Annotated in this window: 24 protein-coding genes and 3 pseudogenes; 13 read left to right on the forward strand and 14 right to left on the reverse strand. The window is 63.8% G+C overall.

Features of this window, described 5'->3' with window-relative positions:
- Positions 1 to 23: 23 nt before the first annotated feature.
- From CSV86_RS22355 to CSV86_RS22395, 9 genes are all read right to left on the reverse strand, one after another.
- Entirely contained in the window at positions 24 to 2,102 is a 2,079-nt protein-coding gene (locus CSV86_RS22355; protein ID WP_009394307.1) for a TonB-dependent copper receptor, read from the reverse strand.
- An 81-nt stretch (positions 2,103 to 2,183) separates the two neighbouring features.
- Positions 2,184 to 2,609, reverse strand: coding sequence for a DUF2946 domain-containing protein (locus CSV86_RS22360; protein WP_009394306.1), 426 nt, complete (start codon positions 2,607 to 2,609; stop codon positions 2,184 to 2,186).
- Between the two features lie 19 nt (positions 2,610 to 2,628).
- Positions 2,629 to 3,102 carry a copper chaperone PCu(A)C gene (locus CSV86_RS22365; RefSeq protein ID WP_009394305.1) on the reverse strand — a complete coding sequence of 158 codons (474 nt, stop codon included), beginning with the start codon at positions 3,100 to 3,102 and terminating at the stop codon, positions 2,629 to 2,631.
- Between the two features lie 49 nt (positions 3,103 to 3,151).
- Entirely contained in the window at positions 3,152 to 3,538 is a 387-nt protein-coding gene (locus tag CSV86_RS22370) for a DUF2946 domain-containing protein (protein ID WP_009394303.1), read from the reverse strand.
- 197 nt (positions 3,539 to 3,735) lie between these two features.
- Complete coding sequence (locus CSV86_RS22375) at positions 3,736 to 4,590, reverse strand: SPFH domain-containing protein (protein WP_009394300.1); 855 nt, start codon at positions 4,588 to 4,590, stop codon at positions 3,736 to 3,738.
- 37 nt (positions 4,591 to 4,627) lie between these two features.
- On the reverse strand, positions 4,628 to 5,065 hold the full coding sequence (locus CSV86_RS22380) for an NfeD family protein (RefSeq protein WP_009394299.1): 438 nt from the start codon (positions 5,063 to 5,065) through the stop codon (positions 4,628 to 4,630).
- A gap of 73 nt (positions 5,066 to 5,138) precedes the next feature.
- Positions 5,139 to 5,870: a cobalt-precorrin-6A reductase gene (locus CSV86_RS22385; protein ID WP_009394298.1), complete on the reverse strand. Its 732-nt coding sequence runs from the start codon at positions 5,868 to 5,870 to the stop codon at positions 5,139 to 5,141.
- Positions 5,867 to 6,961: a cobalt-precorrin-5B (C(1))-methyltransferase gene (locus tag CSV86_RS22390; RefSeq protein WP_009394297.1), complete on the reverse strand. Its 1,095-nt coding sequence runs from the start codon at positions 6,959 to 6,961 to the stop codon at positions 5,867 to 5,869. Before CSV86_RS22390 ends, CSV86_RS22385 begins: the two co-directional genes overlap by 4 nt.
- A complete protein-coding gene (locus CSV86_RS22395) occupies positions 6,954 to 8,159 on the reverse strand; it encodes a bifunctional cobalt-precorrin-7 (C(5))-methyltransferase/cobalt-precorrin-6B (C(15))-methyltransferase (protein ID WP_009394296.1) in 1,206 nt (401 codons plus the stop codon). The genes CSV86_RS22390 and CSV86_RS22395 overlap by 8 nt, the downstream gene beginning before the upstream one ends.
- 103 nt (positions 8,160 to 8,262) lie before the next feature.
- Between CSV86_RS22395 and cobG the strand changes: the two genes are divergently transcribed.
- From cobG to cobJ, 4 genes and pseudogenes are all read left to right on the forward strand, one after another.
- On the forward strand, positions 8,263 to 9,606 hold the full coding sequence (gene cobG / locus CSV86_RS22400) for a precorrin-3B synthase (RefSeq protein ID WP_080604698.1): 1,344 nt from the start codon (positions 8,263 to 8,265) through the stop codon (positions 9,604 to 9,606).
- On the forward strand, positions 9,599 to 10,225 hold the full coding sequence (locus tag CSV86_RS22405) for a precorrin-8X methylmutase (protein ID WP_009394293.1): 627 nt from the start codon (positions 9,599 to 9,601) through the stop codon (positions 10,223 to 10,225). Before cobG ends, CSV86_RS22405 begins: the two co-directional genes overlap by 8 nt.
- A pseudogene (locus CSV86_RS22410) lies at positions 10,222 to 10,955 on the forward strand (precorrin-2 C(20)-methyltransferase). The gene CSV86_RS22405 and the pseudogene CSV86_RS22410 overlap by 4 nt, the downstream one beginning before the upstream one ends.
- Positions 10,955 to 12,649, forward strand: coding sequence for a precorrin-3B C(17)-methyltransferase (gene cobJ / locus CSV86_RS22415; RefSeq protein ID WP_009394289.1), 1,695 nt, complete (start codon positions 10,955 to 10,957; stop codon positions 12,647 to 12,649). The pseudogene CSV86_RS22410 and the gene cobJ overlap by 1 nt, the downstream one beginning before the upstream one ends.
- Before the next feature lie 98 nt (positions 12,650 to 12,747).
- Here the strand turns inward: cobJ and CSV86_RS33535 are convergent.
- A pseudogene (locus CSV86_RS33535) lies at positions 12,748 to 12,864 on the reverse strand (hydrolase); the annotation flags it as partial.
- Between the two features lie 117 nt (positions 12,865 to 12,981).
- On the opposite strand from CSV86_RS33535, the gene CSV86_RS22420 reads away from it, so the two are divergent.
- On the forward strand, positions 12,982 to 13,926 hold the full coding sequence (locus CSV86_RS22420; RefSeq protein ID WP_009394288.1) for a hypothetical protein: 945 nt from the start codon (positions 12,982 to 12,984) through the stop codon (positions 13,924 to 13,926).
- Positions 13,923 to 17,123, forward strand: a complete 3,201-nt coding sequence (locus CSV86_RS22425) for a T6SS effector BTH_I2691 family protein (protein WP_009394286.1) — start codon at positions 13,923 to 13,925, stop codon at positions 17,121 to 17,123. The genes CSV86_RS22420 and CSV86_RS22425 overlap by 4 nt, the downstream gene beginning before the upstream one ends.
- A gap of 263 nt (positions 17,124 to 17,386) precedes the next feature.
- Here CSV86_RS22425 and CSV86_RS22430 read toward each other — a convergent pair whose 3' ends face one another.
- Positions 17,387 to 18,664 (reverse strand): ISL3 family transposase, encoded by a 1,278-nt coding sequence (locus CSV86_RS22430; RefSeq protein WP_000610830.1) that lies wholly within the window; start codon positions 18,662 to 18,664, stop codon positions 17,387 to 17,389.
- 12 nt (positions 18,665 to 18,676) lie between these two features.
- The gene (locus tag CSV86_RS22435; RefSeq protein ID WP_040363373.1) at positions 18,677 to 19,681 is read right to left on the reverse strand and encodes a permease; all 1,005 of its coding nucleotides are present in this window, start codon (positions 19,679 to 19,681) and stop codon (positions 18,677 to 18,679) included.
- Between the two features lie 141 nt (positions 19,682 to 19,822).
- Between CSV86_RS22435 and CSV86_RS22440 the strand changes: the two genes are divergently transcribed.
- Both CSV86_RS22440 and CSV86_RS33065 read left to right on the forward strand, forming a co-directional pair.
- The gene (locus CSV86_RS22440) at positions 19,823 to 20,137 is read left to right on the forward strand and encodes an ArsR/SmtB family transcription factor (protein WP_000349485.1); all 315 of its coding nucleotides are present in this window, start codon (positions 19,823 to 19,825) and stop codon (positions 20,135 to 20,137) included.
- A 236-nt stretch (positions 20,138 to 20,373) separates the two neighbouring features.
- Positions 20,374 to 20,709 (forward strand): annotated as a pseudogene (locus CSV86_RS33065) (DUF6708 domain-containing protein); the annotation flags it as partial.
- A gap of 235 nt (positions 20,710 to 20,944) precedes the next feature.
- On the opposite strand, the gene ycaC reads toward CSV86_RS33065, so the two are convergent.
- Positions 20,945 to 21,571 (reverse strand): isochorismate family cysteine hydrolase YcaC, encoded by a 627-nt coding sequence (gene ycaC / locus CSV86_RS22450; RefSeq protein ID WP_009398691.1) that lies wholly within the window; start codon positions 21,569 to 21,571, stop codon positions 20,945 to 20,947.
- Between the two features lie 282 nt (positions 21,572 to 21,853).
- On the opposite strand from ycaC, the gene CSV86_RS22455 reads away from it, so the two are divergent.
- The 5 genes from CSV86_RS22455 to CSV86_RS22475 all read left to right on the forward strand — a co-directional run bounded on the left by CSV86_RS22455 (position 21,854) and on the right by CSV86_RS22475 (position 24,518).
- On the forward strand, positions 21,854 to 22,081 hold the full coding sequence (locus CSV86_RS22455) for a type II toxin-antitoxin system RelE/ParE family toxin (RefSeq protein WP_279896446.1): 228 nt from the start codon (positions 21,854 to 21,856) through the stop codon (positions 22,079 to 22,081).
- Position 22,082: 1 nt separating this feature from the next.
- The gene (locus CSV86_RS22460; protein ID WP_009398693.1) at positions 22,083 to 22,397 is read left to right on the forward strand and encodes a helix-turn-helix domain-containing protein; all 315 of its coding nucleotides are present in this window, start codon (positions 22,083 to 22,085) and stop codon (positions 22,395 to 22,397) included.
- A 109-nt stretch (positions 22,398 to 22,506) separates the two neighbouring features.
- Positions 22,507 to 23,202, forward strand: coding sequence for a hypothetical protein (locus CSV86_RS22465; protein ID WP_009398694.1), 696 nt, complete (start codon positions 22,507 to 22,509; stop codon positions 23,200 to 23,202).
- A gap of 42 nt (positions 23,203 to 23,244) precedes the next feature.
- Positions 23,245 to 23,886: a hypothetical protein gene (locus CSV86_RS22470; RefSeq protein WP_009398696.1), complete on the forward strand. Its 642-nt coding sequence runs from the start codon at positions 23,245 to 23,247 to the stop codon at positions 23,884 to 23,886.
- 11 nt (positions 23,887 to 23,897) lie between these two features.
- Positions 23,898 to 24,518, forward strand: coding sequence for a hypothetical protein (locus CSV86_RS22475; RefSeq protein ID WP_009398698.1), 621 nt, complete (start codon positions 23,898 to 23,900; stop codon positions 24,516 to 24,518).
- Here CSV86_RS22475 and tspR read toward each other — a convergent pair whose 3' ends face one another.
- Positions 24,519 to 25,115: a type III secretion system genes modulator TspR gene (tspR, locus tag CSV86_RS22480; protein ID WP_009398700.1), complete on the reverse strand. Its 597-nt coding sequence runs from the start codon at positions 25,113 to 25,115 to the stop codon at positions 24,519 to 24,521. It lies immediately after the preceding gene.
- Positions 25,116 to 25,118 lie beyond the last annotated feature (3 nt).

Raw genomic sequence — 25,118 nt, forward strand, 5'->3', positions numbered from 1 at the left:
CACGCGGCCGCGCCCGGGCTGGATCAGAAACTCAGGTCGACCTTGGTCCAGAAGGTGCGTCCCGGCTCGTTCACCGTTTCCGTGCCGGAGTAGCCGAAGCCGGCGTTGCCCGCCAGGTTCAGGTGCTCGGCATAGGCTTTGTCGAACAGGTTGTCGACACCGGCACTGAGCTTGAGGTTCTTGCTCACGCGGTAGGCACCGTTGAGCGAGAACACGCCAAAGCCGCCGGACTTGTCGAAGTCCTTGCCGACGATGTTGCCCTGGTTCTCCGACACCCGGTTCTGTGCCGACACCAGGCGCCACAGGGCTCCGGCGCTCCAGGCGCTTTCGCTGTAGGTCAGGCCGAGGCGGCTTTCCAGGGGCGGCATCTGCGGCAGGGCCGAGCCGTCGCTGCTGTTCTTGCCCCAGGCGTAGGCGAGGGTGGCGTCGGCCTTCCAGTTGGAAGTCAGCTGGTAAGCCACGCCCATCTCGCCGCCCATGATCCGCGCGTCGATATTGTCGGCACGCGAGACATTGGCGCCGCCGCTGTAGTCGTAGAGGATGTAATCGCGAACCTGGCCGATGTAGCCGGAGGCCCAGGCTTCGAGGACCTCGGTCTTGTACTGGATGCCGAAGTCTAGCTGGGTGGTTTTCTCCGGCTTGATTGCATCGAAGGCATTGACCGAACCCGTCGGGCCGTAGGTCGGCGAGAACAGCTCCCAGTAGTCCGGGAAGCGCTGGGCATGCCCCAGGCCGACATAGGTGGTGGCGGGAATATCGACCAGGTCATGTTCGTAGCGCAGGAATCCGCTGGGCAGGGTATCGGCGCGGGTATCGCCGGCGGTCGGGTTGGGCATGCTCATCATTCCCGAGCCGGTGCGCTGGCGGAAGTCCTTCGCCGAGGCGCGGTCCAGGCGGGCACCGCTGACCAGGCGATCCTGGCTATTCAGCTCCCAGGTCAGCTCGCCGAACACGCCGTAGTTGTGGAAATCGGCGTCCTTGGTCCAGGGCAGGTTGCCGTAGGTGTTGACCCCCATGCTGCTGCGCTGGCGGTGCTCGTTGGTCTGCGCGTCGATGCCGCTGACCAGGGTCACGTCCTCCCAGCGCCAGGTGCCCTTGATCCGTGCGCCCAGGGTGCGGCGGTCGACGTTGGCCGCCATCGGGCCGGCCATCATCCCGGTGCCGGACGGCGTGCGCAGGCTGTAGTTGTCCATCACATGGTCGGCGTAGTTGTAGTAGACCTGGGCCTCGATCTTGTCGAAGACCTCGCCGATGTTCGACTTCTCGAAGCGCAGGCCGAGGCTCTCCCGTTTGAACTGCGAGCCATCCATGCCGCGTCCGGCGTAGCGGGCCTCACCATCGCCGCGGCCGGCGGTGAGTTCGAGCAGGGTGTCGCTGTCCGGGGTCCAGCCGATGGCGACATCGCCGTTCCACTTGTCCCACTTCGACGGCACGGTGTCGCCATGACCGTCCTCGTAGTCGTCGGAGCGCGACTGGTTGCCGACGAAGCGTACATAGCCTTCCTGGCCGCCTGCAGCCGCATCCAGCACCTTGTCGAAGCGCCCGTTGGAGCCGGCCAGCAGGCTGGCGTTGACCCGGGTGCCGAGTTCACCGAACTTTTCCGGCTCTCGCTCGAAGAGGATGGTCCCGGCCGATGCGCCCGGGCCCCACTGCACCGTTTGCGGCCCCTTGATCACGGTCAGGCGATCGTAGGTTTCCGGGGAGATATAGGAGGTCGGCGCGTCCATGCGATTCGGGCAGGCACCGAGCATCACGCCGCCGTTGGTGAGGATGTTCAGGCGCGAGCCGAACATGCCGCGCAGCACCGGGTCGCCGTTGGTGCCGCCGGAGCGGATCGCCGAGAAGCCGGGGATGGTCTTGAGGTAATCGGCGCCATCGCTGGCCGGTACCGGCTGGCGCGGGTCCTTTGGGTTGGTGACGATGGTCAGCGGCGAGCTGGGCGCCACGGCGGTGATGACGGTGGGGCCGAGTTCGGCCGGCTCGTGGTCATGGCCCTCATGGCCGGTTTCCGCAGCCAGGGCGACCGGGGCGAGCAGGCTGCCGCAGAGCAGCGCGATGGTCCCGCGCAGGGACAAACGATAGACAGGGGTGGAGCTGGACATAGGTTTTCCAACATCGATCGGTCATGAAGGTGCACACGGGCACGGCAGGCTGCCGTCCGCGAAGCACGTTGTTGTCGGTGGTCAGGCGATCGATGTGGCGGGTGGCGCGCGGCTGCGGGCGCCGGGGAAGAAAGCCGGGCGCGGGTGGCCCTGGCGCGGCTGGACGACCAGGCGATTGCCGGTCGCGAGGGGTTCGCTGTTGAGCAGGCTGAGCTGTTGCGGCAGGGCCGGGCAGTGGAAGAACAGGCTGCAATAGCCGCATTTCTCCCACATCACGTGCAACGAGGCATCGCCGCCGTGGTGGTTGTCGCCGTGGTGCCCGCCATCCATGTGCATGCCCGTGCCCATATCCATTTCCATGGGCATGGACGTGCCGTGCTGCATCGGCATCGACTGGGAAACCAGCGGACCGACGAAGATCATCAGCATGGCGAACAGGCTCAGCCAGCCCGCGCGCCTGTTTCCAGGGCGCAGTGGCCGGTGCTGTTCGCTACGGGCGAGGCTCATGGCGAGCGGTAATCAGCGATCAGTGCTGGTGCGCGGAGGTCCCTTCCGGTGGCTGTTTCTGCACCGCAACTTCCACGGTGATGTCGCCGGCCTTCTCGAAGTGCAGGGTCAGCGGGAAGCGCTTGCCGTCGGTCAGCAGGCTGCGAACCTTGGGCTGCATGATCATGACGTGATAGGCGCTGGGGCTGAAGGTCACCTGGCCGTGGGCCGGCACGGCGACGTTCGGTACCTGCTGCATGCGCATCACATCGCCGTTCATCACGTGCTCATGCAGTTCGGAACGGTCGCTCACCGGCGTATCGACGCTGAGCAGGCGGTCGGCCTCGGCACCCTTGTTGTCGATGACGAAATAGGCCGCGACATTGGGCGCGTTCGGCGGCAGCGCCAGGGACCACGGATGGGCGATATGCAGGTTGCCGACGTTGTATTCGTGGGCGCTGACAAAACCTGCGGGCAGCAACAGGGCGGCCAGCAGCAGGGCGTTCTTGAACATGGGACATCTCCGGTCGATTCAGATTGTGCGCGTAAAGAGCGTAGGTGAATCAGACCGAAGGAGAGGCGCGGGGATTGAGCGACGGCCAGCGTTCGCGGGGCGTTGGCTGGGCCGGAGGGCGTGAATCGAGGGCGCTGGCCACGGCATGTTCGGGTAGCGTCAGCTGGGCTGGGGTACCGGGCAGGGCCAGGGCCGGGGCGGCGCCGGAGCAGCACCAGCAATGCTGCATGGCGGCGTGGTCATCGTTGCTCTGGCTGGGGTCGAGCTGGCCGATGGACACGGCGACCAGCTTGGTGCCACCGGTGGAACAGAAGGCGCCCCACAACAATTGCTCGGCGGGTGCCCTGGCGGCGGAGGCGGACAACGGCATGGCCAGCAGATTGAACAGCACTGCGAAGCAGGCGATCCAGGCATGGGCAAGCCGGTGTGCGGGCATGGGGTTGATCCGGTTGGATTTGGATGATGGCTATTTAGCCAGAAGATCCGGGGGAAGTAAAAAACGGGGTGCGATGAAGTGCCGCACTTTGGTGTGGATCTTGAGGGCCCTATCGCTGGCAAGCCAGCTCCCACAGGTCTTGCATGCACCACAAAACCCTGTGGGAGCTGGCTTGCCAGCGATGAGGCCATTGAGGCTCAGGACTTGGTCCGGCCGAGCATCCCTCGCACAGCCTCCTGCAGATCCGCCGGCAGCACCACCATCTTGGCGTTGTCGCTTGCCGCCAGGTTCTCCATGGCATTGATGTAGCGCTCGCCCAGCAGGTACATGGCCGGGGTCACATCCGAGCCGACGGCATTCTTCACCAGGGTGATGGCCTGGGCCGAAGCCTCCGCCAGGTTGACCTGGGCCGCGGCATCGAGCTTGGCCGACTCCTGGCGGGCCTGGGCTTCGAGGATCGCCGCCTGCTTGGCACCTTCGGCACGGGTCACGTCGGCCTTTCGTTCACGTTCGGCGGCCGCCTGGCGTTCCATCGCTGCCTGCATGCTTGGCGACGGCTTGATGTCCTGGATTTCCACCGAGCGCACGGTGATGCCCCAGTCTTCTGTCTGCTCCGACATCGCTTCGCGCAGCCGCGCCTTGATCTGCTCGCGGCTGGACAGCGCTTCGTCCAGGTCCATGGCCCCGACGATGGCCCGCAGCGAGGTCATGGTCAGGCTGGTGACGGCATAGGCGTAGTTCACCACGCCGTAGGAGGCTTTCTGTGGATCGACCACCTTGGCGAAGCACAGTGCGTTGGCGACGATCACCGCGTTGTCGCGGGTGATGATTTCCTGCTGCTGCACGTCGAGGATGATGTCCTTGGTCGGCAGGCGGTAGGCGACCACGTCCATGTACGGAACGAGGATGTTCAGGCCGGGCTTGAGGGTGGTGTGGTAGCGCCCCAGGCGCTCGACGATCCATTCCTCGCCCTGTGGCACGATGCGCACGCCCTTGAACACCGTGACGAGCACGAACAGGGCGATGGTTGCGGTGATGATCAGGCTGGTCATGTCGATTCTTGCTCCTTGATGATGTCCTTGAACCCTGTCAGGCCCTGGCGACCCGCACGGTATTGCCCTCGATGGCGACGATGCGCACCCGCTCGCCGGCAGCGATGTCGCTGCTGGCGACGCATGTCCATTCCTCGTTGCCCAGGATCGGTTTCTGGAAGCGCACGCGGCCCTTGTGGAACTCGGATACCGCCGTGGTCAGCAGGCCGACTTCGCCGAGCACTTCGTCGGCGGTCCAGCGCCTGTCGGCCCGGCGCGGCTTGAACACCTTGAACCAGAGGCCCACGGTCAGCGACGAGAGCACCACCCAGATCACCAGTTCGCTGGCCAGCGACAGCCCCGGCACCAGGCCGGCGATCACCCCGACGGCCACCGCGCCGATGCCGAACCAGATGATAAAGAAGGTAGGCAGCACCAGTTCCAGCAGGATCAGGCCGAAGCCCAGTACCAGCCAGATCCACCATTGCAATTCCATAGTCTGCAGCCTTGCGTTGTGAGGGGATGCCGCATTGGAAACGCTTGCCCGGGTATTGGCAATAGCCGGGCGATTACAGCAAGTGTTCTGTGCCGAGCGCCGCCAGCAGGCTGGCGGGATCGGAAAAGTGCCGGTCGACCACGGGCAGTGCCGGGCGGGCCAGGATCAGCACCGGGACCCCGCGTTCCCGGGCCACCTGCAACTTCGGCTCGGTGGCGCCGCTGCCGCTGTTCTTGCTGATCAGCACGTCGATCCGACGGCGCTCGAACAGCGCTCGCTCGTCCTCCAGGTGGAACGGCCCGCGGGCGCCGATCACCTCGCAGCGTTCGTTGCCGGGGCAGGCGTCCAGGGCACGCAGGGTCCAGAACTGCTCCGGCGGGATTTCGTCCAGGTGTTGCAGTGGCTCGCGACCGAGGGTGAACAGCGGACGTTGGAACGGGCGCAGGGCGTCGATCAGTCCGGCCCAGTCGTGCACTTCGCGCCAGTCGTCGCCCGGCTGCGCCTCCCAGGCCGGACGGCGCAGGGCCCAGCAGGGAATCCCGGCGAGGGCTGCCGCCCGGGCGGCATTGGTGCTGATCTGCGCGGCGTAGGGATGGGTTGCGTCGACCAGCAGATCGATGCCCTCGTTGCGCAGGTAATCCGCCAGCCCCTCGGCTCCACCAAAACCACCCACCCGTACCTGGCAGGCCAGATCGTCCGGTACCCGGCCGACCCCGGCCAGGCTGTAGACATGCCGTGGCCCCAGGCGGCGGGCGATCCGCAGCGCCTCGGCCACGCCGCCCAGCAACAGCAAGCGCCGGCTCATTGCACGCCCGCCTTGCCGACGATGCCGCCCTGGCGGTCGATGGCGAAGACTTCCACCTGCACCTGCGCCGGCACCACGCTGCGGGCGAAGGCCAGGGCATGGGCGCAGACCGCATCGCCCAGTGCTATTCCGGCGGCATGGGCCAGGGCCAGGGCCTGCTGGCTGGTGTTGGCCTGGATGATGGCAGCCTGCAGGTGGTCATCGGCGCCCACCGCAGCGGCCCATCCGGCCAGTTGCGGCAGGTCGATGCTGGAATGGCGGCTGTGCAGGTCCATGTGCCCGGCGGCCAGCTTGCTGATCTTGCCGAAGCCGCCGCACAGGCTGAGCCGCGCAACCGGCACCTTGCGCAGGTGCTTGAGCACCGCGCCGACGAAGTCGCCCATCTCGATCAGGGCGATTTCCGGCAGGTTGTAGACCCGGCGCATGGTGTCTTCGCTGGCGTTGCCGGTGCAGGCGGCGATGTGTTCGTAGCCGTTGGTCTTGGCCACATCGATGCCCTGGTGGATCGAGGCGATATAGGCCGAGCAGGAGAAGGGCCGGACGATGCCGCTGGTGCCGAGGATCGATAGCCCGCCGAGAATGCCCAGGCGCGGGTTCATGGTTTTCAGGGCCAGGCTTTCGCCGTCCTGCACGTTCACCGTCACCTCGAACCCACCGGCGTAGCCACATTCATCGGCAAGCTGCTGCAGATGCGCGCTCATCATGCTGCGCGGCACCGGATTGATCGCCGGCTCGCCCACCGCCAGCACCAGGCCGGGACGGGTCACGGTGCCCACGCCCTTGCCGGCGACGAAGCGTACGCCAGGCTGGTCGAGCAGGCGCACGCGGCTGTAGAGCAGGGCGCCGTGGGTAACGTCCGGGTCATCGCCGGCATCCTTCAAGGTCCCCGCTTCGGCGCCATCGTCATGCAGGCGGCAGAACTCCAGGCGCATCTGCACCTGCTTGCCCTTGGGCAAGGTGATCTGCACGGCATCGTGGGCCTGTCCGGTCAGCAGCAGGCGCGCGGCGGCAAGGCTGGTGGCGGTTGCGCAGCTGCCGGTGGTCAGGCCGCTGCGCAGCGGTGCCGGTTGTTCGGCGCTTTCTTCACGCATCCTTGATGGCTTCGAGCAGGGTGATCGGCAGGGCCTGGCGCCAGGTATCGAAGGCGCCGAGGGGCTGGGCCTGGGCTACGTGGATGCGGGTCAGCTCGCCGCCGTGGCGCTCGCGCCAGTCCATCAGGCGTACCTCGCTTTGCAGGGTCACGGCGTTGGCCACCAGGCGACCGCCCGGGCGCAGTTGCTCCCAGCAATGTTCCAGCACGCCGGGAAGGGTGACGCCGCCGCCGATGAAGATCGCGTCCGGCTGTTCCAGCCCCTGCAGCGCCTGCGGCGCGCGGCCGCGGACCAGTTGCAGGCCAGGAACGCCGAGGGCGTCGCGGTTGAGTTCGATCAGTTGCTGGCGGCCCTCGTCGGCTTCGACGGCCAATGCCCGGCACGCTGGATGGGTGCGCATCCACTCGATGCCGATGGAGCCGCTGCCGGCACCGACATCCCAGAGCAGTTCGCCCGGACGCGGGGCGAGGCGGGCCAGGGTGATGGCACGGACATCGCGCTTGGTAATCTGGCCATCATGGCGGAAGGCGCTGTCCGGCAGCCCGGCCAGTGGCGACAGGCGAGGCGCGCTGGCATCGGCCAGGCATTCGATGGCGAGCAGGTTGAGGTCGGCGGCCGGCCCGTGGTTCCAGTCGTTGGCACTGCCATGCAACTGGCGTTCGGCGGGGCCGCCCAGGTGTTCCAGCACCGTCAGCCGGCTCGGGCCGAAACCCCGTTCGCGCAGCAAGGCGGCAATGGCGGCGGGGCTGCTGCCATCGTTGCACAGCACCAGCAGGCGCTGGCCGCTGTAGAGATGGGCGGCGAGCCGGGCGAGAGGACGGGCCACCACCGAGACGATCACCACCTCCTGCAACGGCCAGCCAAGCCGGGCGGCGGCGATGGAACAGGAGGAAGGCGCGCTTATCACGTCCAGCTCTTCGGCCGGCACCTGCCGCGCCAGGCTGGCGCCGACACCGTAGAACATCGGGTCGCCACTGGCCAGTACGCACACCGGCTCGCCGCGCAGGGCCAGGACGGGCGTCAGGGAAAACGGACTGGGCCACGGCAGGCGCTCGGCTTTCAGGCAGTGCGGCAGCAATTCCAGCTGGCGCGCACTGCCGAACACCTTCACGGCGCCCAGCAGCGCCCGCCGGGCCTGCTTGCCGAGGCCGCCGAAGCCGTCTTCGCCAATTCCTACTACGGTTAACCAGGGCGCCATGCCGATCCTCGTTTGCGGGGCAATCCGACCGGCAGGCTTGGCCCGCCGCCGGGCAAAGCAGGCATAATACCGCGCCTTCCGGCACCCGGCGCCTTTTCCACGATTGACGGACCACCCCTTGAACCCATCCAGCCCAACCCCAGCCCTTCGCCCCTCGGCCTGCCCGGGGTTGTGGCGCATCGTCCAGGCGCTCGATGGCGGAATCTCGCGGATCAAGCTCGATGCCGGGCACCTCGAGGCCGACCAGGCCGAGGCCGTCGCCGCGGCTGCCGGGCATTTCGCCGGCGGGGTGATCGAGGTGACCAACCGCAGCAACCTGCAGATTCGCGGCGTAGGTGACGATCATCAGGGCCTGGTCGCCCGCTTGCTGGACGCCGGCCTCGGCCCGCGGGACGCGGCCGGCGACGATGTACGCAACCTGATGCTCAGCCCCGCCGCCGGCCTGGATCCGGCAATGCTGCTGGACACCCGGCCGCTGGGGGCGCGGATCCTCGATCTGCTGCAGACCACGCCGCGTTTCCATGAGCTGTCGGCCAAGTTCGCCGTGCAGCTCGACGGCGGCGAGAACCTGGCGATGCTCTGGCATCCCCACGACCTCTGGCTATCGCCGCTGCTCCTGGACGACCAGCTGTGGCTGGCCTTCGGCCTCGCTGGCTGTCCCGGGCATGACGCACCGCTGGCGGCGGTACCCCTGGACGATGGCCTTGCGCTGGTGCGGGCGGTGCTGGAGCGTTTTCTCGACCTGGCCGACGCCGGGCAGTCGCGAATGCGCCAGCTCCTTTCGAGCCTGGGCGTGGAGCCATTCCTCGATGGCCTGGCGCTGGACCTGCGCCGCGATAGCGCCGTGACCAGCTGGCGCCGCCAAGGGCTTGACCGTGCCCTGCACCTGGGAATTTATCCGCAGCGACAGCCCGGGCGTGTCGCCGTCGGTGCCTTGGCGCCACTCGGACGCCTGGACGCCGTACAACTGCGTGGGATCGCCGCGCTGGCCCGCGAGCTGGGCGACGGCAGCCTGCGCATGACCCCCTGGCAAAGCGTGCTGCTGCCCAATGTGTCAGCGGCGCAGGCCGAGCGGGTGCTGGCAGGCCTGGCTTGCCTCGGGCTGATCATAGATCCCGCCGCGCCGTTGGCCGGTGTGGTCGCCTGCACCGGCTCGGCCGGCTGCGCCAAGGGCCTGGCCGATACCAAGGCGGATGCCGTGCTGCTTGCCCACGCGCTGTATCGGCGCGGCCCGGTGGGTGGCGTCCACCTGAGCGGCTGCAAACGTTCCTGCGCCATGGCCCACACTGCGCCGAGCACCTTGCTGGCGGTCGGTCCCGGGCGCTACGACCTGTATTTTCACGACCCGGCCCAGCCGGGCCCCGGCACCCTTGCCGGGCGCAACCTGACATTGGAAGAAGCGGGCGCCACCCTGGACGCCCGCCACGGAGCAACCCTCGATGATTGATTACATCCGCGACGGCCAGGAGATCTATCGCAACTCCTTCGCCATCATTCGCCAGGAGGCCCGCCTGGAGCGGATTCCGGCCGACCTGGAAAAGCTCGCGGTGCGGGTGATCCATGCCTGCGGCATGGTCGAGGTGGTGGACGCGCTGCGCTTCTCCGAAGGCGCCGGCAAGGCCGGACGCGAAGCCCTGGCCAAGGGCGCGCCGATTCTTTGCGACGCACGGATGGTCGCCGAAGGCATCACCCGCGCGCGCCTGCCGGCCAATAACGAAGTGATCTGCACCCTGCGCGACGAAAGCGTGCCGGACCTCGCCCGGGAGCTGGGCAACACCCGTTCCGCCGTGGCCCTCGAACTGTGGCGGCCACACCTGGAAGGCAGCGTGGTGGTGATCGGCAACGCTCCGACAGCACTGTTCTACCTGCTGGAAATGATCGATGCCGGCGCGCCGAAACCGGCGCTCATCCTTGGCTTCCCGGTGGGCTTCGTTGGCGCCGCCGAATCCAAGGCGATGCTTGCGGCGGACAGCCGCGGCGTGCCGTTCGTGATCGTCGACGGTCGTCTGGGTGGCAGCGCCATGGCCGCCGCCGCAGTCAACGCCCTCGCCACGGAGGTGGAATGATGCAGGCCCGCGGACGTTTGCTCGGCCTGGGCGTCGGCCCGGCGATCCCGAACTCATCACCCTCAAGGCCTTGCGCTTGCTGCGCGAGGCGCCGGTGGTGGCTTACTTCGTCGCCAAGGGCAAGCGCGGCAATGCCTTCGGCATCATCGAGCAGCACCTGCAAAGCCAGCAGACCCTGCTGCCGCTGGTCTACCCGGTGACCACCGAAGCCCTGCCGGCGCCGTTGTCCTATGAGCAGGTGATCAGCGATTTCTACGACGAAGCCAGCGTGACCGTGGCCGAACACCTGGATGCCGGGCGCGACGTGGCGGTGATCTGCGAGGGCGATCCGTTCTTCTACGGCTCCTACATGTACCTGCACGACCGACTCGCCGAGCGCTACCAGGCCGAGGTGATCCCCGGCGTGTGCTCGATGCTCGGTGGCGCCTCGGTGCTCGGCGCGCCGCTGGTGTATCGCAACCAGAGCCTCTCGGTGCTTTCCGGCGTGCTGCCGCACGACGAACTCAAGCGGCGCCTGGCCGATGCCGATGCGGCGGTGATCATGAAGCTGGGACGCAATTTCCCCAAGGTCCGCGCGGTGCTTGCCGAGCTGGGGCTGGACCGGCGCGCGCTGTACGTCGAGCGGGCGACCATGGCCAACCAGAAGATCGTCGCGCTGGATGAAGTCGATCCGCAGTCTTCGCCCTACTTCTCGCTGATCATCGTTCCCGGCGAAAGGTGGCAAGGCTGATGACCCGACGCGCACCCGCCATTGTCGTGCTCGGCAAGGGCAGCCTGGACACCGCCCGGAAGATCCAGCGCTTCTATCCCGACGCCCTGATCCATGGCCTGGCCGGCCGGGTCGAGGAAGTCGACCGCAGTTACCAGGAGTTCGGCACCACCCTGCGCCAGCTCTACCAACAGGACACGCCGATCATTGCCTTGTGCGCTGCTGGCATCGTCATCCGCAGCCTCGCCAGCGTATTGCTGGAGAAAGGCGCCGAGCCGCCGGTGCTGGCGGTGGCCGAGGATGGCAGCGCGGTGGTGCCGCTGCTCGGCGGGCTGGGCGGAGTGAACGTGATGGCGCGGGAGATCGCGGCCGGGCTGGGCGTCGCTGCGGCGATCACCACCAGCGGCGAGCTGCGTTTTGGCACTTGCCTGCTCAATCCACCGAGCGGTTATGCGCTGGCGGACCTGGAGCTGGGCAAGCGCTTTGTCTCCGACCTGCTGGCCGGGGAAAGCGTGCGGATCGAAGGCGCCGCACCTTGGCTGGACGAGGCCCGTCTGCCGCAGAGCGACGCGGCGCAGTTAACCATCCATGTGGGATGTGGCGAACGTGAGGCAGCGGCCAATGAACTGCTGATCCACCCGCGCTGCGTGCTGGTCGCAGTATCGGCGGTGGTGCCGGAACTGGCGGCCGCGGTGCGGGCTGCCTTGCACCAGGCGAAGATCGCCGAAGCGTCGTTGGCTTGCCTGCTGGCCAACGAGGAGGAGATGGCCGACGCGGCGTTGCACGCTGCGGCTGCCGAACTGGGCGTGCCGTTGCGTTTCGCTGCCGGGGCTTCGACCAGCGACCTGGCCGCCCGGGCCTTGCCGCAATTGCTAGCGCCACAGGCGATCGGCGATGGCCTGGCGCTTGCCGTGGCGGCCGAGCCCATCGACCCGGCAAGTATCGGCCGCGCCCGTGGCCGGGTGGCGGTGATCGGCCTCGGCCCTGGCGCTGCCGAACTGATGGCGCCGGCGGTCAAGGCCGAGCTGGCCCGGGCCAACGATGTGCTGGGCTATGAAACCTATGTGCGCATGGCCGGGCCGTTCCGTGAAGACCAGGTGCTGCACTGCACCGACAACCGCGAAGAACTGCTGCGTGCCCGCCATGCCTTCGAACTGGCGGCGCAAGGGCGGTCGGTGATCGTGGTGTCGTCCGGCGACCCGGGCGTGTTCGCCATGGCCGCGGCGGTGCTGGAAGCGCTGGAAGCGTCGGACGATCCGGCCTGGCACCGGGTAGAGCTGGAGATGCTGCCGGGGATCTCGGCATCGCTGGCGACCGCAGCCCAGGCCGGAGCGCCGCTGGGGCATGACTTCTGCGTGATCTCGCTGTCGGACAACCTCAAGCCCTGGTCGATCATCGAGAAACGCCTCGACCTTGCCGCCCAGGCCGACCTCGCGATGGCCTTCTACAACCCGATCTCCCGTTCCCGTCCGTGGCAGTTGGGGCAGGCGCTGGATATCGTCCGTCGGCATCGCGACCCCGCCACGCCGGTGGTGCTCGGCCGCGATATCGCCCGGCCGGGACAGTCGCTGAAGGTGGTGTCCCTGGGCGAGCTTGTGCCGGAGATGGTGGACATGCGCACGATGGTGCTGGTGGGGTCTTCGACGACCCGGACTTTTGCCCGGGCTGACGGTGGCGAGTGGGTGTATACGCCGCGGTGGTATCCACAGGATTGATGTCGCCTGCTCCGGCCTCATCGCTGGCAAGCCAGCTCCCACAGGAACCGCATGCACCGTGGAACTTGTGGGAGCTGGCTTGCCAGCGATGAGGTCAGTAGCAACAACAGGGTCGGGAAGGCCACGCACACATCGGTTACCACGCCGGCGATGATCAGTTCTGGACGTGGGATGTAGGGGTGTCCGGGAACAAATTCGAGGCGTGGCTTCTGCGGAAAAGTCCACCAGCAAATGCTCAGCAGTTTCACACCTTGCCCTGGGACTTTTCCTATATCCGTCACTGTTGACCAGCATTCAGGATCCCAACGGAATTTCTTCCTCAGGAGATCCGCATGGCCAGCGGCATCGAACTCGTCGCCAATTTTGCCGAGCAGTACCGTACCCAGGACGACTACCTTTACTTGCTGGTGGACGGACAGGCTGAGTGCGCACTGGATCATCTCAGTGTCCCGTCCCTGATCGAGTCGCTGGGTGCCGACGCTGTCACGCGCGTTCTGCGCCCCGACCTGGCCCATAGCCCGGACTACTGTCCCGCGCTTGTCCAACTGGCGAAACCCGGTGAGGCGGCGGCACGGCGCTATCTTGAACTCAGCGCCGACTATGCCGAGTGGGATCTCGTTTACCGCAAGCGTTACATCTGTGGCTGGCTGCTCAGCCCCCAGCCTCTCGACGTCATCGCAAAGCATATCGCGACCCGCTGCGACACTACCGCTGGCGACGATCAAGACCCCTCACCCTGGTTCGAACCGCTGAGACTGGAACTGCTGTTTGCGGCCATGAACACCCGGGCCGGTGAGCTGCTGAGCCCGGTGGGATTCTGGCTGCTCCCGCTCAGTTGGGGTGGTTTTACCCCACTCGCCGGGAGAGCCTGTTGCGGCGAACCGGAGCTCTCGCCAACGGCCAGGCAAAGCCAGCAACTGGCTCCGGTGGTCAACAGGTTCCTCGCCGTCTGGCGTCATGCCCTGCGCAAGCCTCCACGCTTTGCCCCCTGGCTCTGGAAAGGCCCCTCCCTCCTGCCACCCCAGGCTGCCATTCATGGCTTTCGCCTGATCCGCGACGCCCGCCGGCTTGGCCTTGAAGCCAGCAGCGATCTCATCTCCCTCAGCCTGCACCGGGTGTTCTTCCACCCGAATCTGCCCCAGCACCCGGACATCCAGCACGACATCGCCCAGGCGCGAGCCGGGACCCTGGGCCTGCAAAGTCATTTTGCAAGCTACAGCGAGGCCACCTGGCGGCGCATCGTCTATGACCTGCCCCGTGCGGAGGACTACACATGAGTTTCGATCTTCAATTCAATTTCGGCCTCGATCTCGATGCATCGACCCGGGAAGCCGATCCCTTGTCCAGCGGGGGCTGCCGCCTCTGCGAGCGGCAGGGCCTGCCAATCCTGCCCCTGCGTGCGGCCTATGCTCCGGAACCTTGGCATACCCAGGCACTGCCGCTGACCCGCGGTTCCGAGGTCAAGGCCGTACGCATGCATATCGGCCAGCCTCGTACCCTGCGTCGCGGTTTTCTCTATGTGCTGCTCGACCGACGGGAGTGGCAGGCCTACCAGATCACCCCGGAGGGCATGCTGCGTCAATTCCCTCCGTACGAGATCCCCCGGGAGGAGCCAGCCCCGATTCCGTTGCGCTGCATCCGGGCCGACCACGATATGCCCGCCGCCTTCATCAATATCGACACCGACAAGTTTTCCACCGCCTGGCTCGCCATCGCCAACGATCCCTGGCCCGAGACGGTGCTGGATGCCTACTTGCGCGATGGTGCGGCCGGCGGCAGGAAGTTCGGCGAGCGCTTCTACAAGCTCGACCTCAAGACCGCACGGGACGACCCTGCCAGCGTCGGTTTCGCCATGACCGAGCTCAACCTGCAGACCGAGAAGATCCTCGAATACGCCCAGTCGATAGCCGGGGACTTTCGCAGCGTGCACGGCTTTTACGGACGCAACCAACGGCTGCGGGCCTTCAGGGGCTATATCCGTACGCTGATCCAGCGGGAGAAACTGCCCAACGGCGTGCTGGCCCTGGTCCTGCCCGATCCTGTCGGCATGGTGCAGGAGCTCAATGCCCAGCGCCTGGCCCGCTGCCAGGCCATGCAGGAGTGGCGCGCCGAGCCGCAGCGCAACCTGGAGTTCTTCACCTCCCAGGCGTTGCTCGGGATCCGTGACGTACAGCTCGAAAGGGCTGAAGAGCGGGCCATCGAGGAGGCAACGGCAGCCGTCGAGGCACGTAACCAATATAACGCCTCGCCCCAGTCCTACAGGTCACCCTTGCCGAGCCTCGATCTCGAGCAGGAAAAGCAACGCCGGATCGCCGAAGCGCAGACCGATGCAGGCGAGCGGCTCGGGGACCGCTACGACGAACCGGCCCGTAAGCACTTCCAGGACCACTACCAGAAGACCCTGGCGGACTGGCAACGAATCATCGACGACGTCGGCCGGCCCTATGCCGAGCATCACGATGGCGCCGCCTTCCAACTGGCTGCGCTCAACGACTACAGCATTTCTACCCAGGAATCGACCAAGGCCTTTACCCGCATGTTGGCCATGTGTCAGGTCGGCGGCCCGACCGATCTGGTCGAAGATGGCAGGATCGGCCCCACCCAGCGCCTGTGGAAGAACCAGCTGGAGAACCGCGACAGCCTTTACTACCAGGCGCTGCTTGCCAAGGACACGGTGCTGCTCGAGCAACTGACCGATGATTTGCTCAAGGACGAGCGGACCCGCATCTACCACAGCATCAAGAGCTACATCGACACCCCGCAGGGCAGGCAGCTCATGGTCGAGCCCGTGCAGAACGCCATCGGCGACTTGCTCGCGGCCGGTGCCACGGCCAGCTATGCCCTCGGCAAGCAACTGTCGAAGGAGGCCAGGGCACTGGTGGGGCACTTGCATCGGGAGGCCTTGCTGCGTTTCAACGGTGTGCAGGTCACGCAATTGACCATTTCGCTCAAGGTGGGCGAATACCTCAGCTTGCTCAATGAGGTGTTGTACGAAGGAACCGAGCGTGTCATCGCGCAGCTCGACCGGCAATTCCGCAAGCCGGCCGAGCGCAAGGTGCGGGCGATGCTGCTGAAAGGGCAGTTCACGCCGGCACTGGCGAACAGCCATTCCAGGCTGATCGATATCAAGGTCTGGACGCTGGAGAGCGCAGAGTCGCTGCAATCGCGGCTGGATACGTTGCGGGTCGGCCTGGGTGATGGCATCGACGACGCCCTTCGCCACGTCAGCATTGGCAGCACCGCGCTCACGGGAACGATGGATGACCTGGCGCGCAACCTGACCGTCAACGCCGAGGTCGCCCGCCTGCTGGCGCGGGATTCGATGCGCAGCCTGCGCACCGCCGCGCAAGCCACCGGCAACGGCAAGGTGAATCTGGCCCTGGCCCTGGGCAGCCTGTGGTTCCAGCAGGATGCCCTGCTCAGAAGTTACGAAGGCCTGCTCAAGTCGGTGGGCGATGGGGATGCCGAGGCCGCGGCGGCGGTGATGTCGGCTTCGGTCGGAGTGATGGGGGCCGGGGTGGAGGTTGTCGGGGCGACGGTTCATATCCTGCGGCCTGACCTGACCACCCGGGTGATTGGAGTGACAGGGGCTGTGGAACAGCTCGCGATGGGCGCGCGGATCGTGCAGTACGGCGGGGCGTTGGTGGCGATGGCGAGTGCGGTGGAGGGGGTGCAGTATGCGTTGGCGGCTGGGCGGGCAGGGAAGGTTGGTGATCAAGAGGCAAGTGAGGTTTATAGCGGCGCCGCCGTTTCAGCAGGACTTTCAGCCGTACTTGGGATTGGAGGATCCCTGGCTCCGGCTTCACTGGCGTTAGCGCCGCTTGGGTTCGCCGTGCTGTTAGGTCTTGTTGCTTACGGGTTGGCCGTCTTGGCGAAAAAATTGGAGTCAGACCCTGTAGAACTGTGGGCTCGATGTTCCCTCTGGGGGCTTCCAGAGGCACAACGTCGCTGGGCGAAACCAGAGGATATGGACATAGCGACCGCCGCACTTAATGCGGCCTTGTTGGGTATGACCGCAGATGCGGCGATTAACATCAATACAGAGCAGACTGGCGGAGTTCCTGTCGGAGATGCGGTTCCTGCAGGCATCTTCCTGGATTACAAGGTTGTTCTGCCTGGCTACAAAGCTAATGCGTCGAATTACGAGTGGACGTTACAGGTGTTTCGAATTGGAGCCCACTCGGGGGAGATCATCGCACGCGGCCGAGAAGGAGGAGTGAGTGAGCCCTTGCCGGCTCCGGCTTCGAAGAATCCTGACTATCACCCAGAAACTTCGGCGCCGGTCATTCGATACGATGCGGAAGCGGAAACCCTAGAAATCAAAGGCTCCATCAGCTTTTTCGGATCTCTCAGTATTCATGCTCTTGAGCTTGAGGTGTCTTACTGGCCCGACAAGAGTGATGAAGCAGGTGTTGCTCGACTGATTGTAAAGGAAGACAAGATCAGCAAATGGCGGGGATGGAGCTTCGTATGACAGAGCCCAGACTCATCCCTCCATGCCCTGGGTGGCAGGAGGATCTACCCGGCCCTCACGACGTACCGGTCTTGGCCCCGGCGCTAGGGCTTGATACCCCGAATCATCAAGATGAGGTTTTTCTGGAGTTGCCACGCTCGGCGGCTCTTGTTAGGGGAGTGGTGATCTGGTTCGTGCCGGTCACCATTGTTGCCCTTATCTTTTTGGGTATACGGATTTAATGGTTGATGGGGCACCTTTACCCCACCAACCTGATACCATTATCAGATGGTTGATAGATCGACTCCGTAGTTGAGTTCCTCTGCGAAGTCCGGCAGTCCGTAACCGATGGTTTTCTTGTAGAAAGGAGAGACCTTCGCAGTCGGTGCCTTCTTCTTGTGCTTCGTGGTGTAGAGCATTCGTGCCCGCATCACCTCGAAGGAGTAACCGCGCCCTTCACGGTTCTTGTCCTTGGCCAGTCGGTTGATGGACTCCGTGTAAGCGTTGGTGACGGGCATGTCCGTCTCGAAGTAGGTCATGGTCTCTTCGCGCCAGTTTCCCACTGCCCTGACCAGATCGCTCCAGACTTCCTTTTGGCCCTTCGGGATGGTGGCTATCCACTCGTCCAGGGCGGCTTCTGCCTGGAGCCGTGTGGTGGCGTCCCAGATGCCGTAGAAGCGCTCCTTGTGCTCGTAGGCGGCCAGCAGTTGCGGGAACGCGCCTGTCCAGGTCTCCATGATGAGGCGCTCCCGGTCTGAGACTTCGTGAGCGCGTTTCAGCAGGATTTTCCGGTCTCCCTTGAGAGTCCGGCTCTGGGACGGTTTCAGCTCCTTTCTGAGGCCCTTGCGCACTCTCTCTAGGGCATCGTTGGCCATGCGCACCACATGGAACTTATCGACCACGATACGGGCCTGGGGCAGCACAGCCTTGACCGCTGCCCGGTAGGGGTTCCACATGTCCATGCTGACGATCTCGACCTTCTGCCGGTCTTTCAGCTTCATCAGGTAGTTGGTCACCACGTCCTGGCGGCGGGTGGCCAGCAGGTCGAGCAGGGTTCGCTCCTCAATGTTGGTCAGAATGCAGCGGTAGCGCTTGTTCAGGTATAGCTCGTCAATGCCCAGGATGCGGGGCGTCTCGAAGCGGTGCCAGCGCCCCAGGAACTCGGCGCGGGCGTTGAAGATGTCGCGCACCGTCTTCTCGTCCAGGCCGGTCTGTGCCGCCACAAAGGTGTAGGGGTGGTTGAAGGATTCCTTCTCCACGTACTCATGCAGCCGCAGTGTCATACGGAATCCGTCCACCATCTCCGGTAGCTGGGGCCTGAATGTTGTCTTGCAGGCCCGGCAGGTGTATCGGCGGCGGACCACCCAGAGAGTGACCCGCTTGCCGTGGATGGGCAGATCACGATAGGGAACGTCACGCTTGCCGAACCGCACGAACTCACCCTGCACGCCGCACCCCTCGCAGGCTACTGGTGTAGGTGCTTCAAGCCGAAAATGTATGTCTTCATTCTGCTCATCAGAATCCACCAACTGGTACCCAGGAAGGCTTAACGAATTAATCATCTCCCGCCTTGATCAGAAAAACAGGTAGGTGGCGTAACCGGCAATCATCGCCATAGCAAAAATGACTGCTAAAAACGCCGCTAAAAGCTTCAGCGTGAACAAAGAGCGCAACAGAATGAGCTCAGTCAGGCTGGCTCCGGCACTGCCGATGATCAACGCTAGCACCGTCCCGGCACCCACGCCTTTGGCCATCAGAGCCGCTGCCAGAGGTATGACGGCTTCAGCGCGAATATACAACGGCACGCCGATGACAGCGGCAACTGGAATGGCAAAGGGATTATCTGGGCCTGCATACTGCTCCAATAAGTCAGTGGGCATGAAACCATAGATCACGCTGCCAATCGCAATACCGATGAGCAGGTAAGGCAACACATCGATAAAGTCCGACCAAGCTTCCCGCCACACACCACTGTACTTCCCTTCTTTCTTAACCGTGACAGTGGGTTGACTGTCACAGCATTCGCTAGACGTAGAGACTGTTGTCTTCCTATCAGCCCCGCAAGAAGCCGTCTTCGGAGTGGTGTCGCAGCTGTTGGTGCCGCAACTCGATGCGGTCGATGTAGCACTGCACGGGCTTGCTGATGAACTACATCCACTGCTCTCTTGTGTCGCCGTCCGGCGCACATAACGCTCGAAGCCAAGCGTGTGAAGCAGCCATCCGGCACCTACCGCGACCACCAAAGCGGCGAGCACATAGATAGCAGTAAGTGTCCATCCAAACGTGGCAACCAGCAGGCCGACGACGATAGGATTCAGCAACGGAGATGAGAAAAGAAACACCATCATCGGCCCAAAACCGGCCCGTGCCCGAATCAACCCTTTCAACATGGGGATAGTCGAGCAACTACAGAAGGGCGTTATAGCTCCTAAACCAGCAGCAAGAAAATAGCCTCGCTTCCCACTGGAAGTCAGTAACGCTTCCACCTTGGATGGTGGGATGTGACGTTGAAGAACTCCGACCAGCAAGCTAATGCCAATGAATAAAACCGATAGCTCGATAGCGAGAAAGGCGAACATGCCTAGAGCGTCTTGGAGTTGAGATGACATTCAATATTACTCCTATATTTCTAGTATTGTCGAAATGATGTACGCAGCCTACTTGCGTTTATCCGACCTGTCAACTATAATTCTAGAAACATCGAATTATTGGGGCGTGCTATGGATCACGAAAAGGTTGCAGCCAGCTTAGCTGAGCTAGGGAATAGTCACCGACTGTCCGTGTTCCGCTTTCTGGTCAAAGCTGGCCATGATGGGGCTTCGGTCGGAGATATCCAGAAGGGGCTGGGTATTCCTGCTTCGACGCTATCACATCACCTTGCGCGCATGGCCAAGGTAGGGCTGATCCGGCAGGAGAAACATAGCCGCACGATTGTCTGTATACCCGAGTATGGGCACCTAGAGAATTTGATCGGTTTCTTACAAGAGGAATGTTGTGCAGGTGTCCGGATTGCGCATGAACCAGAACCGCTTTGACGCTTGCCCAGCTCTCGCTGTCCTCCCTAGTCAGCATCGCTATGAAGACTCAGGCGAAGGTGGAAACAGAAAATTGGCAGTAGAGTAGGCTGAAGAGGATCAATCAGATAATCCGCTGAGAAAGATTTTCTTCTTTACATCTTTGGCATTTTATCAACCAGAAATTCCGGATACCCATCTTTTTCACGTGGCCATTTCTGACAATTGATCGGGCGCGTAGCGCCGAGATATGGGTAATGTTTGTATCAATATTGTTCATCGGTACTTGGTCAACCTTGTATTTCTGGAAGTCTGATGTCGCTCCACCCCGTGACTTGCCTCTTCGCTTCAACCGAGCCCGCCAACGCCTCTACGCCTACAACTTCAAATACCGCTGGTGGAATCCCTTCGAACGCTGGCAAGTAACCCCAGTAGCCTACGACTGGTCCCAAGTCCGCGCCGAACGCTGGAGCAGGCGTCATGCCACCGCCCAAGGCGGCATCATCTTCCAGTGGGGCGTCGAGCTTTCCATCGTCAAGCCCGGCACCAACGAAGTAATCGACCGCTTCCCCCTTACCGCCATGGGCGCCGACGCCCATGCCTGGGCCTACGTCTGCACCTTCATGCAACAAGGCCCCGAGGCGCTGCCGCCCCCGGCCCGCCTTGGGATCACAACGATGTGCTGTGGTGCAACATCGCCATGCGGCTGGCACCAAAGGTCGAGTGGCCTGCCGATATGGATCTGGAATCGAGAACAGCTCCTTGACCGTAATTGCTCTAAAAACGAAGAAGCCCGCTCTGACCGAGCGGGCTTTCTTCATTCAGCGATCACTTGGCAGTCAATGCCGCGTAGCTGTTCATCAGGTTGCGGTAGTTGGGAATCCGCTGCGACAGCAGGTTGCCCAGCCCTTCGATGTCGTTGCGCCAGTCGCGGTGCAGCTCACAGGCCACCGAGAACCAGTTCATCATCTGCGCACCGGCCTGGGTCATGCGGTTCCATGCGGCTTGTTGCACGGTGGTGTTGAAGGTGCCGGAAGCGTCGGTCACCACGAACACGTCGAAGCCTTCGGCCAGCGCCGACAGGGTCGGGAAAGCCACGCACACATCGGTTACCACGCCGGCAATGATCAGCTGCTTGCGGCCGGTGGCCTTGATCGCCTTGACGAAGTCTTCGTTGTCCCAGGCGTTGATCTGGCCTGGGCGCGGGATGTACGGGGCGTCCGGGAACATTTCTTTCAGCTCTGGCACCAGCGGACCGTTCGGGCCCTGCTCGAAACTGGTGGTGAGGATGGTCGGCAGCTCGAAGAATTTCGCCAGGTCGGCCAGCGCCAGCACGTTGTTCTTGAACTCGTTCGGCGAGAAGTCCTGCACCAGGGAAATCAGGCCGGTCTGGTGGTCAACCAGCAGGACTACGGCGTCGTCTTTGTTCAGGCGGTTGTAGGTGGCGTTGGTCATGGTGGAAATCCTTTTGTTTGAGAAGTGTGTTTTGGGTGGTTGCCGCTAGGTGTGGCCAGATTAGGGGTTTCTCGAAAAGGGATAAATCACGTGGAAACGGTATGACTGTCTGCTTACGGTGGACAATTAAGAGTGCCGGTCAGACGCATCTTGAAACGAACGACCGGGCCAGCCATACTCCCGCAAAGTACGGGACTCCCGTACTCTCCGGCGATGCGAACAGTCATAGAAACACCCACGTTTCAGAAAAATGCCGCCAAGCTGTGGTCTGACGATGAGCGGGTGGCATTCATCGACTGGATAGCACTGAATCCATTAGCTGGTGATGTCGTTCCCGGAGCAGATGGCGCACGCAAGGTTCGCTGGTCCAGGAACGGTTCCGGCAAGTCTGGCGGTACCCGAGTGATCTATTTCAACCTGACTGATGATGAAATCGTTTTGCTGGTCACCCTCTATGCAAAGGCTGAGCGTTCCAACATGAGCCCCGCTGAAATCGGCAAGGTGGTGTGATATGCGTGACATTGATATCGAGGCGGTTGCCAAGGCCATCGAGGCCGATGCTGGCGAGCTCATTCCAGACCTTCGCCAAGCCCTTCAGGAAGCCAAGGCCGGAGCAGGGCGAGTCACGACTCCCGAACAGATGCTGGTGCGTCAGGCGCGAGAGCGTTCTGGCTTGACGCAGGCTATGTTCGCCAAGCGCATCGCTACGCCGGTAGCGACGCTCCGTGACTGGGAGCAAGGGCGCCATGTTCCGCCAGGTGGAGTGCTTTGCTTGATGCGTCTTATCGTCAGGCATCCCGAGCTGTCGCACGAGCTGGCTCATTGACCCGGCGACCAGGCCTTTAGGGGAAAGACTTCGTTCCTGACCCCCCGCCCGTTGCAACGTACCTTGGCCTTCCCTCCACCTGGAGGGCACAGCCAAGAAGGACTTTGCAATGACCCAAGACACCAACCAACCCCTCGACCTCAGCTCCGCCGCCGTGGTGGAAAGTTCCCTGCTGGCCTTCGGCGCCGGCATGACCGCGCAGAACCGCCAGGACGTGAAGAACAGCTACCTGTTCGCCTCCCTGGTCGCCAATAAACGACATAACCAGCTCACCCTGAGCGAAGCCTGGTTCGATTATTTCCTCGAAGCCATGACCGACTGCGGCTGGGCCGTGGCCCGGCGCACCCACGAAAAGGCCAGTGATACCGCTCAGTCCTTAAAGCTCTCCAACGTGGCGGTCCAGGCCGTGCAAGTGGCGGCTTCCAGCCTGCTGGGCGGCGGGCCGGTGGTCCAGGCCCTGGGGCTTTTCGCGGAGAAGGCCATCGACGGGCTGGGCAAGAACGAAGAGGCGCTGACCCTGTTCAAGCGCAGCCTGTACCGTCAATCCAACGTGATGGTCGGTGTGGCCTCGTGCATCGAGACCAAGGATGGCGAGGTAGTCATGGCCCTGGGTGCGATCCAGCGCACCGTACGCAAGGAAGACCTCGATACCGTGCTGTTCGACTGGGACAGCAACACCTCGGCAACCTACCGCAGCACGGCGGCCCTGTCGTTCAACACCCAGATCTACGCCAAGGCACGGGACCTGGTGGAGCAGCGTCTGGGTGAGCGGGCGGTGTCGCGGATCATGGACTACGACATCTAACCCGGCCGGCTTGCCCCCGGCGATTTTATGGAGTGAACGGACATGGATGTCGACGGCTATACGATGTGGATCACCGGGGGCAGCCTGGTTTTGGTCGCCCCGCAGGTCAGCGAGCTGGAGTGCAACCATGCGCTCGGCTCATTGCGTCACGCGCAACTGCTTGCCGACGGGGTCATGGCATCGCGTTTCGACCAGTATCGGCGCTGGTACCGCGCCTATCGCAATGCTTTCGGGCGACGCGGCTGGCGGGTTACGCACAGTTGCCAGAGCGTGGAAACTGCCGGCGGCCGCACCCTGCTGTCGCCGACCCAACCCTTGTTGCTGTGGCTGGGCAGCCAGCATGGCGAATTGGGCGAGTTGCTGGAACTTGGCATCGATTCGCTGCTGCTGAACCCGCCGGGGCTGGCACAGCTTTCGTGCAGCGCCTTGCAGGCGCGCGGCGGTATCACACGGATGGTGCTGGAACTGGGCGTGCTACGTCCCGGTTCGCAGCTCAGCCTATGCAGCATCGCCCTGGAAACCAGTGCGACCCTCGACCAGCAGTGGCTGAAGGCGCCGCTGGCCGGTGCGACCCTGCGCGGCGACCTTTATTTCCAAAGCCTGCTGGCCGAGCCTGCACCCGAGATGCGCGACAGCGAGCGCGACGGCTATGCCCGGCTGTCGGCCGGCCATACCCTTCATTGAGGAAACCAAGCATGACAGAACAACTTCGGGCGGCCGTGGTCGGCAATGCCCTGATGTCCTTTTTCCCGGATATCGACAAAGACATGCGTGAACGTGTGCAGACCGCCATGCTATTCGCCCAGCGGGCAACCCGGGAGGTGGTCGGCAGCGGGCAGGTCAGCGACGGCTATGACTACTATCGCCAGCAACTGAAATTCCTGGGTTGGGACGCGACCTCGCCGCGCGAGCCGTTCGACCCCGACCTGGAGCGGCGCTCGGTACACGAGGCCATGCTCGGACGCATCGGCGCTGCCGCTGGCCCCGAGTACTCCGAGATCACCCGCTGGTCCATCGATGCTCTGGGGCTGGTCCAGCCGGCGCTTTTCCGCTTCGAACAGCGCTCGCTTGAGGTGACCTCGTTCCAGTTGCTGCCGTGCCGGGTGAACCGGCCGGGATACGTCGACATGGTCCTGTACCACGAGGACCTCAACCGTGAGGAACTGGGCAACGGCTTTCTCTATCGCGAGCGCACCAGCCGCCGGGTACGTGCCGAACTGGTACGGTTCAATGCCAGGCTCTTCGAGCAGCAGTTCGGCGACAAGGTCCGGCAACGCCTGCTCAAGACCTTGCAGGAAGAGATCTACGAACTGTGATCAGGACACCAGGTAACCCTTGATCCCGGTGAAGATGATCTGGGCCGCAAGGGCGCAGACGAACAGGCCCATCAACCGGCTGACGATCTGCAGGCCCTGGTCGCCGAGGATCTTCTCGATGCGGTTGGAGAGGTACAGCACCAGGCCGACGGTGGCACTGGCCAGGGCGATACTGACGATGGCCAGCGCCTTGTCATCCCAGTGCGGCTGGCTAACCCCCATTACCAGCAGGGCCCCGATGGTACCCGGGCCGACCGTGAGGGGAATGGTCAGCGGCACGATGGTCACATCCTGCTGCACGTTGTCGGTCTGCACCGCCGACTTGCCCTGGGCCATGCCCAGCGCCGAAATGAACAGTACGCTGCCGGCGCCGATGCGGAAGGCGTCCGGGGTGATGCCGAACACGCCGAAGATCACTCGCCCGAACAGGTACAGCAACACGCTGGCGATCAGCACGCCCATCGCCACTTTCCAGGCCAGGTGCTTGCGCTCCTTGCTGGAATACCCGCGGGTCAGGCTGATGAAGCAGGACAGCACGAAGAACGGGCTGTAGAGCACGAGCATCTTCAGATAAACGCTGAACAACTCATGGAGCATGGT

It is taken from the genome of Pseudomonas bharatica CSV86, assembly GCF_000319305.2.
Taxonomy (GTDB): domain Bacteria; phylum Pseudomonadota; class Gammaproteobacteria; order Pseudomonadales; family Pseudomonadaceae; genus Aquipseudomonas; species Aquipseudomonas bharatica.